Here is a 12,088-nt window from a genome sequence, read left to right as displayed (position 1 = left end):
AGCGCGATCCGGTGGAACAGCGCGATCCGGGGAAATGAGGCCACCGTGCCGGACTCCGACTCGACACCCCGCCACAACCGCCCCGGCGGCGTGCGCGTGACCGACCTCCTGCGCCGCAGCGGTCGCTACGAGCGGCTCGCCCGCGCCGTGCTCAGCGGTGAGCACGGCGGCTCCGCGCACTCCCCCGGACCCGCGCGCACGACCATCGCGATCGTCGGCGTCACGCTGCTGTGCACGGCGACGACGGCGATGGCCCTGATCCTCCGCCTGGGCACGAGCGCCACCTCGCCCGCGCAGGCGGAGCCCGCGCAGGCCGCACCGGTCACCGGTGCGCCCGCACTGCTGCCGGACGTGCTGCACCCCGAGGGCGCGTCGTGCACGGGACCCGGACGGGGAACTGCGGAACGACCGCTGCCCGCCTCCCCCGGCGATCCCGGGCAGGTGGCCGATCCGGCCGCGGGCAGCGCGGCCTCCGCGGTCCGCACCGTGCGCAGCTTCTACCGGGCCCTGGCGGCGGATCCGGCAGCGGCCCTGCCGTGGCTGCACCCGCGGCTGCGGGCCGGTGCGCAGCACGAGCTCGTGCCGGCGTGGTCCGGGGCCGAGGCGGTCCGGCTCACCGGCGCGCGGGCGCACCGGGACGGCCGCGTGGTCGCCAGTGCGGTCGTGCGCTGCGCGGACGGCTCGCGCGTCACGCTCCGGCAGTCGTTCGCGGTCAGCAACGAGCCGGGCACACCGCGGATCACCGACGCGCGCCTGCTGTCGGCCAGCCGCACGCAACAGCGGTGAGCCGCGCGGCGCGGAGCCGGTCAGGGCCCTCCGCCCCGGGCGAGACAACGATGCGGCAACAACCTGCACCGCGGATCCGAACTCCCCGTTCGACCCGCTCCGGCGCGTAGGCTGGTGGACGCGCGGTGCGAACGCCGTCGGCCACGCGCGGGCGCGCACCCGGTGATTCCGAGCACTACCTGGACAAACGGGCGCACCGGGCGGTGTGCTCCGGCGGGAATCCGCACCGTGACGGATCGCGGCGAAATCAGTGTGCGGGATCTGCGGACTTCGGACCTACGCGACACGCGCGTCGGCTAGGCTGCCGTACCGCGGCCCCGGACGACCGCGACCAACGACCCAGTGACAGGCTGTGCGGTCGCCGCAGGGCTCGCCAGCAACGTGTACATCGCGGACCGGTGCGGCCGGTTCGTGCAGACCGCCGTTTGGCCGGTGGCACCGGGGTCCGGGTGGCGTGGCCGCCCGCTCGACCCCGGCCCACCGGGCATCGATAGCAGTACGGGGAGACGTCGGTGAGCGACGAAGGTCGCCTGGTCGCCGGACGCTACCGGGTGCAGCGCAGCATCGGTAGCGGCGCGATGGGCGTGGTGTGGGAGTGTGTGGACGAGCGCCTGCACCGCACTGTCGCGGTAAAGCAGCTGCTGCTCGAACCCGGGCTGGATCCCGGCGAGGCTGACGAAGCACGGCAACGCGCCATGCGGGAAGGGCGCATCGCCGCGCGCCTCCAGCATCCGAACGCGATCTCGGTCTACGACGTGGCCGAGGACGAGGGCCAGCCCGTCCTCGTCATGGAGTTCCTGCCCTCCACCAGCTTGGCCAAGATGATGTCCGAGCACGGGCCGCTGCCTCCGCGCGAGGTGGCCCGGATCGGGTCGCAGGTCGCCTCGGCGCTCGGGGCGGCGCACTCCGCCGGCGTGATCCACCGCGACATCAAGCCCGGCAACATCCTGCTCGGCGACGACGGCACGGTGAAGATCACGGACTTCGGGATCTCCCGGGCGCAGGGCGACGTGCAGGTCACGAAGACGGGGATGCTCGCGGGCACGCCCGCGTACCTGTCGCCGGACGTGGCCATGGGCCAGGAGCCCACGCCCGCCTCCGACGTGTTCTCGCTGGGCGCCACGCTGTACGCGGCGATCGAGGGCCGGCCGCCGTTCGGCCTGAACGAGAACACGCTGGCGCTGCTGCACGCCGTGGCCGCCGGCCGCGTGGAACCGCCGCAGCAGGCCGGGCCGATGGCCGAACCGCTCATGGCCATGCTCAACGCCCGGGTCGAGGACCGGCCGACGATGGCGCAGGTCGTGGAGATGCTGCAGACGGTCGCGGACGGGCACTCGGTGACGTCGGTGCCGACGGCCGCGGCCCCGATCCCCTCCGCGCTCGCCCCCGAGTCGGCCGGCCAGCAGGACCCGGCACCCACGGCGGTCGCGTCGGAGGGCGGCGCCTACGAGGAGGACCCGTACTCCGAGCAGGCGTACGAGAACGCGACCTCCTACATGGGTGCGGACACCCGGGGCGATGACGCGCTGTACGAGGAGCCGCGCAAGCGCAAGCGCCCGGTGCTGATCTCGGGGTTGGCGCTGCTCGCGGTCGCGGTCGCCAGCGTGCTGCTGACCTCGGCCTTCCTCGGCAACAACGGCGACGGTCCCGCGGATCCCGCCAACAACCGGCCGTCGCCGACGCGGAACAACGTGCCGCCGCCGGCGCCGACGACGTCGGAGGAGCCGACCACCACGACGACCGAGGAGGAGGCTCCGACCACGACGACCGAGGAGGAGCCGACCACCACGACCCAGGAGCAACCGACCACGACCACCGAGGAACAGCCGACCACGACCACCGAGGAGCAACCGACCACGACCACCGAGGAACAGCCGACCACCACGACCCAGGAGCAACCGACCACCACGGACGGCGGTTCCACCGAGTCGCAGGCGGCCTCGACGTCGGGGCCGTAGCCCTCGCGGGCCCGCGCGGTCGCACGCTCGAGCGGGGTCGGGACCTGCGGGTCCCGGCCCCGCTCCGCGTTCACGGGCGCGGGGTCTGCGCGCCTTCCGCAGGAGGCAACGCCCTACCTCCCCTTCGCCCGGTCCGGCAAGCACCTCATCCCTTCGAGCGCTTTGAACTTTTCGCGGGAAATGTCCAGCACCGCAGCCGGATTCGCCGGGACCGCAATATCACTCGGTAGTGTGAGTATTCACACGCGTCGTGCGCGTGATCGCCGCGGAGCGCTGCTGCACAGCAATCGTCGTGCGCACGGCACGGGGATCCGGCGCGGTGACGGCATCACCCCGTGCACGGCGCGTGAACGGGTCTGGTGCGGGCGCACCCCGGTGTGTCGTGCCCCTGGGAACGCCCAGTAACGTTGCATGCCGTGAAACGAGTCGCCGGTCCGGAAGCCTCGGACCGACGTGTCGGTGAGTCGGAAGAGCTGGCCACGGGGGTCCGGTCAGTCGTGTCGGAGCAGCCACCAGGGGAGAGACACCGGTGAGCGCCGAGGATCGGGTCATCGCGGGCCGATACCGCTTGGTCGAGCGGATCGGCAGCGGCGCCATGGGCGTGGTCTGGCAAGCCGTCGACGAACGGCTGCACCGGACCGTCGCCGTCAAACTCCTGCTGCTGCAGCCCGGGTACACGCGGGAGGAGACCGAAGAGGCCCGCCAGCGCACGATGCGGGAGGGCCGCATCGCCGCCCGGCTGCAGCACCAGAACGCGATCCTCGTGTTCGACGTGGCCGAGGACGAGGGCCAGCCCGTCCTCGTCATGGAGTACCTGCCCTCGCAGAGCCTGGCGTCGGTGGTCGCCGACCAGGGCGTGCTCCCCCCCATGCACGTGACGCACATCGGCGTGCAGGTTGCCGGTGCGCTGGCAGCGGCGCACATGGCGGGGATCGTGCACCGCGACCTCAAACCGGGCAACATCCTGCTCGGCGAGAACGGCCAGGCCAAGATCACCGACTTCGGCATCTCCCGCGCCATCGGTGACGTCGCCGTCACCAAGAGCGGGATCCTCGCGGGCACCCCGGCCTACCTGGCACCGGAGGTCGCCACCGGCCGCGACCCGGCACCGGCCTCGGACGTGTTCTCCCTGGGTTCGACGCTCTACGCGGCGGTGGAAGGGGCCCCGCCGTTCGGCACGGACGAGAACGCCATCAGCCTGCTGCACCGCGTCGCGCAGGGCAACGTCGAACCACCGCGCCAGGCGGGACCGCTGGCACCCGCGCTGATGCAGATGCTGCGCGCCGACCCGGTGGAACGGCCCACGATGGCGCAGGCGCGCGACCTGCTGCAGGCGGTGGTGGACGGCCGCCCGATCCCGAACGCCACCCCGACGGCCGGCTGGCAACGCCCCGCCGCTGCCGCGGCGGCCCCGGCACCGCACCCCACCCGGGTCGGCGGCCCGGCCGCGACGAAGGCTTCCCCGCCCACGCGGACAGGAGCGGGCGCCCCCGCCTCCGCCCCTGCCGCCGCCTCCGCACCGTCGCGCAGGGGCCTGCCCCGGCCGGTGCGGGCGGGGCTCTGGGCCCTCGCCCTGATCGCGGCCGTGCTGCTCGGTGTCCTCGGCGCCAACGCCCTCGGCGGCGGGGGCGGGCCCTCCGACTCCGCTGCCTCCCCGTCCGAGCAGCCCGCAGGCCCCGCGGCGACCTCGACCACGGCGGCCGCACCCACGACCACCGCCGCGTCCACGACCGCTCCGACGAGCACCAGCACGACGACCACGAGCACCACGACGTCCTCGTCGCCGACGAGCACCACCTCCAGCTCGGAGGTCGCCACCGAGGACGCGGTCGAGCTCGTCGAGGAGTACTACGACGCGGTGCCGGGCGACGTGGACGCGGGCTGGTCCATGCTCGGTCCCCAGCTGCGCTCGCAAGGCGAGGACAGCTACCGCGAGTTCTGGAAGTCCATCGAGTCGGTCGAGGTCAAGGGCAAGCCGAAGGCCTCCGGCAAGACGGTCGCGGTGAAGCTGAAGTTCACCACCACCGACGGGGAGACCAGCACCGAGAAGCACCGGCTGGGCCTGGTCGAGAAGAACGGCGACCTGCGCATCAACACCGACTCCGTCGTTTAAGAGCCCGTTCCTGAACCTCCTCCGTTGCGAGCGGGGTTCAGCGTGGATGCATCGCGAGGCGGAGGAGGGCGGCGTGGCGGAGCCACGTCAACCGACGACAACGCTGCGAGGCGCCGCGCTGGCCCCGCGCAGCAGGTACGCGAGGTCGAGGAACGGGCTCTCAGCGGCTCACCACCCCTGCCCGGCCTCCAGCGCGGCCCGCGCGGTCTCGCGCAGCGTCCGCAGCAGCGCCTCGGTCGCCGGCCGGTCGGCCACCGTTTCCCGCACGGCGATGTGCAGCGGCCGGACCGCGGCGGGTTTGCGCAGCGGACGCACGACGACGTCCGGGTGCGTCATCTCCATGCCGAGGGCGGGCACGAGCGACACGCCGAGCTCGGCGGCGACGAAGCCCTGCGCGGTGTAGCTGCCGTCGACCCGCATCACCGTCCGCGGCGTGAACCCCGCGCTGGCGTAGGCGTCCTGCAGGGACTCCGCGCAGGTGTCGGTGGTGCTGGGGTTGCTGTCGATCCACGGTTCCTCGGCGAGCCAGGCCAGGTCGACCGCTTCCGCGGCGGCGAGCCGGTGCCCGCGCGGCAGCACCACCCGGTACGGGTCCTCGGCGAGCGGGACGATCCGCACGCCTTCCCGCGCGGGCGTCTGGCGGCCGAGGACGATGACCGCGACGTCGGCCTCCCCCTCCGCGAGCGCGTCGAGCACCCCGTGCTCGAACATCTCCAGGTCCAGGTGCACGTCGGGGTGGTCGGCGCGGAACTTCGCCACGGCGCGCGGTACCAGCCCGGTGCTGGCGGTGTGGAAGAACCGCAACCGCAACCTCCCGGTGCGCCCGGCGCGGATGTCGGCGAGCTCGGCCTCGGTGTCGTTGAGCAGCGCGGTCATCCGCGCGGCCTGCTCTGCGAGGTAAGAACCGGCCGGGGTGGGCCGCAGCCCGCGTCCGTGCTTCTCCAGCAGCGCGGTTCCGGCCTCCTTCTCGAGCACGGCGACCTGCTGGCTGATCGCCGAGGGCGTGTAGCCCAGGTTGGCCGCGGCCGCGCTCACGGACCCGCTGGTGACGACCGAGCGCAGGATCTGCATGCGGCGAGCGTCGAGCATCCTTCTTTATAGCACTGCTTAAACGTCGGTCCACAACAATTCGCTTGTGGTTGTGCGACGGGGCGGGCAGTCTCGGGGTGGATCGGATGGCGCCACCGGTCGCGGAACTCACCGACCCGTTCCTGCGGACCGACACATCCGGAGCGATGCCATGAACAGCACCCCGTGCCGCGAGCACCCCGCACCCCAGCAGTCGTCACCGCCGCAGCAGCCACCTCCGCCCCGGCGGGGGGCGGACCCCGGTCCCGCTCCCGCCGGCGGAGCAGCCGGACCGCGCGGTGCGCTGCGCCGCATCGCCGGTGTCCTGCTGCGGACCTCCGCGGCCTACGCCTCGCTGGCCCGCAACCACCCGATGAAGTGAGGTCGGGCACCGGTGCCCCGCAGCGCGCCGTCACACGAGACGGCGGTCCGAGGCCCAGCGGGACAGCTCGTAGCGGTTCGACAGCTGCGTCTTGCGCAGCACGCTGGAGACGTGCGTCTCGACCGTCTTCACCGAGATGAACAGCTCGGCAGCGATCTCCTTGTACGCGTAGCCCCGCGCGAGCAGCCGCAGCACGTCCCGCTCCCGCCGCGTCAGCAGGTCCAGCTCCGGATCCCCCACCGGCGCGGCGTTCGGCCCCTCGGCGAAGGCGTCCAGCACGAAACCCGCCAACCGCGGCGAGAACACCGCGTCGCCCCCGGCGACGCGCAGGATCGCGTCGACGAGCTCGCGCCCGGAGATCGTCTTGGTGACGTAGCCCCGCGCCCCGCCGCGGATGACCGTGATCACGTCCTCGGCCGCGTCCGAGACCGACAGCGCCAGGAACACCACGTCCGGGAACTCGCCGCGGGTGCGGCGCAGCACCTCCGCTCCCCCGCCGTCCGGCATGTGCACGTCCAGCAGCACCACCGCGGGCCGGTAGTGGCCGATCCCGGCGACCGCCTCGCCGACGGAACCGGCCTCGCCGACCACGTCGACCTCCTCCGGTGCGGAAGCCAGCTCCGCCCGCACGCCGGAGCGGAACAGGGCGTGGTCGTCCACGATGTACACCCGCACCGGACGCGCCGCCTGCTCGCCGGCGGTCGATTCGCTCATACCGCTCGCCCTCCTCGTTCATCGGCCGCCGGGTCGGATCCCCCCGACGGCTCGGACCGCTGCGACGGGGTCTGCTCGTCCGCCTCCCGCGGCATCTCCAACTGCACCTCGGTTCCCGCACCGGGGGCCGTGCGCAGCCGCACCGATCCGCCGAACCGCTCCATCCTCCCGCGGATCGAGTCGGAGAGCCCGTGCCGATCGGCCGACACGGCATCCGGGTCGAAGCCCGCACCGCGGTCGCGGACGAACACCGACACCCGCTCCGGCTCCACCTCGGCGTAGACGCTGATCTCGCGCTCGCCGGAGTGCTTGGCCGCGTTCGTCACCGCCTCCCGCGCCGCCGCCAGCTGCGTCCGCACGCGCTCGTCGAGCGGGCAGTCGGAGACCTCGACGTGCTGCACGCTCACCGCGAACCGGTCCTCGACCTCCCCGCAGATCCTCGCGAGCTCCGCGGTGAGCACCACCGGCTGCTGCGGCCCCTCCGGGGCGGGACCGGGGGCCTCCTCCGCGCGGGAGCGCGCCCCGCGGTAGCCGCCCGGCCCGTACAACCAGCTCCGCAGCTCCCGCTCCTGCCCCCGCGCGAGCCGGCGCACCTCGCGGGGTTCCTCGGCCTGCTTCTGGATCAGCGCGAGCGTCTGCAGCACCGAGTCGTGCAGGTGCGCGGCGATCTCCGCGCGCTCCTGGGAGCGGATGCGCCCGGCGCGCTCCTGGTCGAGGTCGCGGGCCAGGCGCATCCACCACGGCACGGTCAGCACGACCGCTCCGCCGAGCGTGGTGAGCACCGCCAGCAGCAGGAACGGGATCATGCTCAGCGAGGAGCTGCCGACGAGGAACGCGGAGATCCCGACGAAGACGAGCGCGGCGCCGACGAGGAGACGCAGCAGACCGGCCCGCCCCTCGAACCACCGGCGCCGCCGCGGCTCGTCGGCCTCCCGCCACACGACGGCGGCGCCGATGAGCATGACCAGCAGCGGCACGGTGAACCACATCGGCAGGGCGGCCAGCGAACCGAACAGGACCACCAGCCCCAGGCCGAGCAGGATGAGCGCCGCGCCCTGCTGCCGCTCGCGGGAGCTGGCGGGCCCGCGCGGGGTGGTGGCGTCCTGCGGCACGAACACCCACAGCAGCGCGTAGGCGAGGATGCCCGCGCCCCAGAACCCCGCCAGCACGGCGAACGCGGCGCGCACCCACATCACCGGGACGCCGAGGTGGTCGGCCACGCCCGCGGACACGCCCGCCACGAGCCGCCCCTCGCGGGACCGGTGCAGCCGCGGCACCTCCGGTGCACCGCGCGCAGCGGCCTGCTGGCCGCTCCGCGGGCCGTCCGCCGCCGGCCGCTGCGCCGAGACCGGAGGAGGCGCCTGCTGCTGGGGCGCCTGCTGCTGGGGTGCGGGCTGGGCCCGGGAGGCTGTGCGCGCCCGGCGCCCCCGGAACCGGGGTCTCACACCATCGATGCTTGCACGCGGACGCCCTCCGGCACATCGGGGCGTGCGGGCCGGGGACCGGGGACCGCCTCAGGGTCGTCCCCGATGTCACCGCCCCCGCGGTGCGCGGAGAGTGGTGGCATGAGCGAGACGCGGAGCGCGGTGGGCAGCGTCGAGACCACCGTGCGGGACTTCTGGGCGACCCGACCCGTGCGCCCCGCGACGGGCGGCAAGCTGGGCGGGGTGGCCGCCGCGATCGGCAACCGCTACGCGGTCGACCCGGTGCTGCTGCGCGTCGCCTTCGTGGTCGCCGCGCTCTACGGCGGGGCCGGGGTGCTGCTGTACCTGCTGGGGTGGATGCTCTTCCCGCGCGAAGAGCGGGACGGCTCCGGGCAGGTGAGCACCCGGACCACCTCGACGCCGGTGCTCGTGGTGCTGGCGGTGCTGCTGATCCCGGCGCTGTACGCGTTGCGCAACCTGCCCGGCGTGATCGGCGCGGTGGTCGGCTGCGTGGCGCTGTACCTGCTGCACCGCAACCGCGCCGAGCACGGCGCCGGCGGGGGTGGCAGCGGCCCGGGCGGCGCGGCCGGTTCCGCGGAACCCGCCTCGGGGGCGCCGGCACCCGAGGCCCCGCCGCCCGGGGAGGAGTCTTCCGGCGACACGGCTGCCTCCTGGGACACGGCCGCGGGGACGCGACCGGACGCGACCACCCCCTCCGCGGAAGGCACCCGCGCCGAACCTGCCCCGGTGGAGACCGCGCGCGCCGAGGCCGAGGTGGGCAGCGCCTCCGGCGACGAGGCGCGGGCAGCCCCCGGCCCCGAGAGCGACAGCCCGCAGCCGGGGACCGCGCGGCCGGACGCGCCGCAGGAGGGGGTTGCCGCACCGGAGACCGCGGAAGGCACCCGCGCCGAACCGGACCGCCTCGGCGCGGGGACCTCCGCGCCGGGCGGTGCCGAGGCGGGCGGTGCCGAGGCGGGGACCGACCGGTTCACCGCGTGGCAACCGCCCGCGGTGGACCCGTGGAACGCGCCCCCCGCCACCGCGAGCTCCGCGGAACCGCAACTCCCACAACCACCACCCCCGGCCGAGCCCGTGCCGGAGCGCCCCCGGTTCGACCGGATGCTCACCCCGATCGCGCTGCTGCTGACCGCGCTGACCGCGGCGGGCGGGCTGTACCTCTCCCTGCCCCCGGCGCAGATCCTGGCCGCCGTGCTGGGCGTGCTCGGGCTCGGGATGCTCGGCGGCGCGGTGCTGCACCGCGGACGCGCACTCGTGGTGCTCGCCATCCCGGTCGCGGTGCTGACCGTGCTCGCCGCGGGCGCAGCACCGCACAGCGGGTCCGTGCACACCGCCCCGCCGGTCGCGGCGAACCGGCACCTCGAGCTGACCACCGCCGCCGGGGCGAACCGCGCGCACAGCATCGACGCGGGGAACCTGACGGTCGACCTGCGCGGCATGCCTCCGCAGGAGGCCTCCCGGGTCGGGCACGTGCAGGCCCGCACCGGGGCGGGCAGCGTGACCGTGCACGTGCCGCCCGCGTGGGACGTCACCGCGCACTGCACCAGCCGGGCCGGAACGGTGGACTGCCTCGGCACCGAACGTTCGGGCGCGCCGGCCCGGGAGACGGTGACCGAGTCCGGAGGGGGTGCGCGCAACGGCCGCCTGGTCACGATCACCGCGCGCACGGAAACGGGACATGTGGAGGTCGTCCGTGACTGAACCGTCGAACCGCGGTGGCGAGCACCCCTGGCGGGACGTGGACCCGGTGGCGCTGGCCGGTGGCTGCCTGGCCCTGGCGCTGTCGGCGTTCGTGCTGCTCGGGCTCGTCGAACACCTGGTGTGGCTGCTGGGGGCCACGATCGTGGCCGTCGGAGTGCTGCTGCTGGTGCTCTCGCTGCGGCCGCGCCGCGGCTGACCGGGGCTCGGGGGCCCGGTCAGCCGCTCACTCCCACTCGATCGTGCCCGGCGGCTTCGAGGTCACGTCGAGCGCGACCCGGTTCACACCGGAGACCTCGTTGGTGATGCGCGTGGAGATGCGCTCCAGGGCCTCGTAGGGCAGCCTCGTCCAGTCCGCCGTCATCGCGTCCTCACTGGACACCGGACGCAGCACGACCGGGTGGCCGTAGGTGCGGCCGTCGCCCTGCACGCCGACGGAGCGCACATCGGCGAGCAGCACCACGGGGCACTGCCAGATGTCGTTGTCCAAACCGGACGCGGTGACCTCCTCGCGCGCGATGGAGTCCGCCGCCCGCAGCGTGCTCAGCCGGTCGGCGGTCACCTCGCCGATGACGCGGATGGCGAGGCCGGGTCCGGGGAACGGGTGCCGGTGCACGATCGTCTCCGGCAGCCCCAGCTCGGTGCCCACGCGGCGCACCTCGTCCTTGAACAGCGCGCGCAGCGGTTCGACGAGGTCGAACTGCAGGTCCTCGGGCAGCCCGCCCACGTTGTGGTGGCTCTTGATGTTGGCCGCGCCGGAGCCGCCGCCGGACTCGACGACGTCCGGGTACAGCGTGCCCTGCACGAGGAAGTCGATCGGACCGCCGGCGCCGTCGCCGCTCTGCAGGTCCCGCGCGGTCCGCTCGAAGGTGCGGATGAACTCGTGGCCGATGATGCGGCGCTTCTCCTCGGGATCGCTCACGCCCTCCAGCGCGCCGAGGAACTGGTCGACCGCGTCCACGGTCACCAACCGCACCCCGGTCGCGGCGACGAAGTCCCGCTCGACCTGGGCGCGCTCACCGGAGCGCAGCAGCCCGTGGTCGACGAACACGCAGGTGAGCTGATCGCCGATGGCGCGCTGCACGAGGGCCGCGGCCACGGCGGAGTCCACCCCGCCGGACAGGGCGCACAGCGCGCGCCGGTCGCCGATCTGCTCGCGGATCCCACGCACCGTCTCGTCCACGATGGAGGAAACCGTCCACTGCGGCCGGATGCCGGCGATGTCGTGCAGGAAGCGGCGCAGCACCTCCTGCCCGTGCGGCGAGTGCGCCACCTCGGGGTGGTACTGCACGCCGGCGAGCCGGCGCTGCACGTTCTCGTAGGCGGCCACCGGGGTGTCCTGGGTCGCCGCGGTCACGCGGAAGCCCTCCGGCGCCTTGCTCACCGAGTCCCCGTGGCTCATCCACACGGGGTGGCGCGCCGGCAGGTCCTCGTGCAGCGTGCCGCCGTCGCCGGAGACCCCCAGGTCCGTGCGGCCGTACTCGCGCACCCCGGAGTGCTCCACGGAACCGCCCAGCGCGGAGGTCATCGCCTGGAAGCCGTAGCAGATGCCGAACACGGGGATGCCCGCGTCGAACAGCGCGGGGTCGACCTGCGGCGCCTCCGCGGCGTAGACGCTCGCCGGACCGCCGGAGAGCACCACGGCGGCCGGATCGCGGCGCACGATCTCGTCGACCGGGGTGTCGTGCGGGATCACCTCGGAATACACCTGGGCCTCGCGCACCCGGCGCGCGATGAGCTGCGCGTACTGGGCGCCGTAGTCGAGCACCAGAACGGGCCCCTGGCCGGGGCCGGCGGAACCGGACACGGAGCGGCAACCTCCCCTGCAGAACATGTCGTGGCGGCAACGCACCAGCGGGGCGCCGAGCCCCGCGGTGAGGTCCCGCCGATGCCCGCGCAGCGCCTTGCCGCCCCTCATTCTCCCAGG

The 12,088-nt window shown here is 74.2% G+C and carries 10 protein-coding genes; 6 read left to right on the top strand and 4 right to left on the bottom strand.

The window, feature by feature from the left end; translation table 11 throughout:
* Positions 1 to 45 precede the first annotated feature (45 nt).
* The 3 genes from ACYVJE_RS10705 (at position 46) to ACYVJE_RS10695 (ending at position 4,857) form a co-directional block, all read left to right on the top strand.
* Entirely contained in the window at positions 46 to 786 is a 741-nt protein-coding gene (locus tag ACYVJE_RS10705) for a hypothetical protein (protein WP_461144330.1), read from the top strand.
* A 512-nt stretch (positions 787 to 1,298) separates the two neighbouring features.
* Positions 1,299 to 2,744 (top strand): serine/threonine-protein kinase, encoded by a 1,446-nt coding sequence (locus ACYVJE_RS10700; RefSeq protein WP_461144329.1) that lies wholly within the window; start codon positions 1,299 to 1,301, stop codon positions 2,742 to 2,744.
* Positions 2,745 to 3,273: 529 nt separating this feature from the next.
* A complete protein-coding gene (locus ACYVJE_RS10695; RefSeq protein ID WP_461144328.1) occupies positions 3,274 to 4,857 on the top strand; it encodes a serine/threonine-protein kinase in 1,584 nt (527 codons plus the stop codon).
* Between the two features lie 168 nt (positions 4,858 to 5,025).
* Here ACYVJE_RS10695 and ACYVJE_RS10690 read toward each other — a convergent pair whose 3' ends face one another.
* Positions 5,026 to 5,946 carry a LysR family transcriptional regulator gene (locus ACYVJE_RS10690; protein ID WP_461144327.1) on the bottom strand — a complete coding sequence of 307 codons (921 nt, stop codon included), beginning with the start codon at positions 5,944 to 5,946 and terminating at the stop codon, positions 5,026 to 5,028.
* A 151-nt stretch (positions 5,947 to 6,097) separates the two neighbouring features.
* Here ACYVJE_RS10690 and ACYVJE_RS10685 point away from each other — a divergent pair, with 151 nt between their 5' ends.
* Positions 6,098 to 6,307, top strand: coding sequence for a hypothetical protein (locus ACYVJE_RS10685; RefSeq protein ID WP_461144326.1), 210 nt, complete (start codon positions 6,098 to 6,100; stop codon positions 6,305 to 6,307).
* A 30-nt stretch (positions 6,308 to 6,337) separates the two neighbouring features.
* On the opposite strand, the gene ACYVJE_RS10680 is transcribed toward ACYVJE_RS10685, so the two are convergent.
* Both ACYVJE_RS10680 and ACYVJE_RS10675 read right to left on the bottom strand, forming a co-directional pair.
* Positions 6,338 to 7,021: a response regulator gene (locus ACYVJE_RS10680; RefSeq protein ID WP_461144325.1), complete on the bottom strand. Its 684-nt coding sequence runs from the start codon at positions 7,019 to 7,021 to the stop codon at positions 6,338 to 6,340.
* Positions 7,018 to 8,466 carry a PspC domain-containing protein gene (locus tag ACYVJE_RS10675; protein WP_461144324.1) on the bottom strand — a complete coding sequence of 483 codons (1,449 nt, stop codon included), beginning with the start codon at positions 8,464 to 8,466 and terminating at the stop codon, positions 7,018 to 7,020. Before ACYVJE_RS10675 ends, ACYVJE_RS10680 begins: the two co-directional genes overlap by 4 nt.
* 120 nt (positions 8,467 to 8,586) lie before the next feature.
* Here ACYVJE_RS10675 and ACYVJE_RS10670 point away from each other — a divergent pair, with 120 nt between their 5' ends.
* Both ACYVJE_RS10670 and ACYVJE_RS10665 read left to right on the top strand, forming a co-directional pair.
* Complete coding sequence (locus tag ACYVJE_RS10670) at positions 8,587 to 10,164, top strand: PspC domain-containing protein (RefSeq protein ID WP_461144323.1); 1,578 nt, start codon at positions 8,587 to 8,589, stop codon at positions 10,162 to 10,164.
* Positions 10,157 to 10,360 carry a hypothetical protein gene (locus ACYVJE_RS10665; RefSeq protein ID WP_461144322.1) on the top strand — a complete coding sequence of 68 codons (204 nt, stop codon included), beginning with the start codon at positions 10,157 to 10,159 and terminating at the stop codon, positions 10,358 to 10,360. The genes ACYVJE_RS10670 and ACYVJE_RS10665 overlap by 8 nt, the downstream gene beginning before the upstream one ends.
* 27 nt (positions 10,361 to 10,387) lie before the next feature.
* Here ACYVJE_RS10665 and guaA read toward each other — a convergent pair whose 3' ends face one another.
* A complete protein-coding gene (guaA, locus tag ACYVJE_RS10660; protein WP_461144321.1) occupies positions 10,388 to 11,968 on the bottom strand; it encodes a glutamine-hydrolyzing GMP synthase in 1,581 nt (526 codons plus the stop codon).
* Positions 11,969 to 12,088 lie beyond the last annotated feature (120 nt).

It is taken from the genome of Salinifilum aidingensis (genome assembly GCF_054782015.1).
This window is presented reverse-complemented; position numbering and strand designations above follow the sequence as displayed.

Excerpts from the sequence above, each read along its gene's own strand:
- ACYVJE_RS10670 (WP_461144323.1), top strand. The coding sequence starts at position 8,587 with ATGAGCGAGACGCGGAGCGCGGTGGGCAGCGTCGAGACCACCGTGCGG.
- ACYVJE_RS10690 (WP_461144327.1), bottom strand. The coding sequence starts at position 5,946 with ATGCTCGACGCTCGCCGCATGCAGATCCTGCGCTCGGTCGTCACCAGC.
- ACYVJE_RS10685 (WP_461144326.1), top strand. The coding sequence starts at position 6,098 with ATGAACAGCACCCCGTGCCGCGAGCACCCCGCACCCCAGCAGTCGTCA.
- ACYVJE_RS10680 (WP_461144325.1), bottom strand. The coding sequence starts at position 7,021 with ATGAGCGAATCGACCGCCGGCGAGCAGGCGGCGCGTCCGGTGCGGGTG.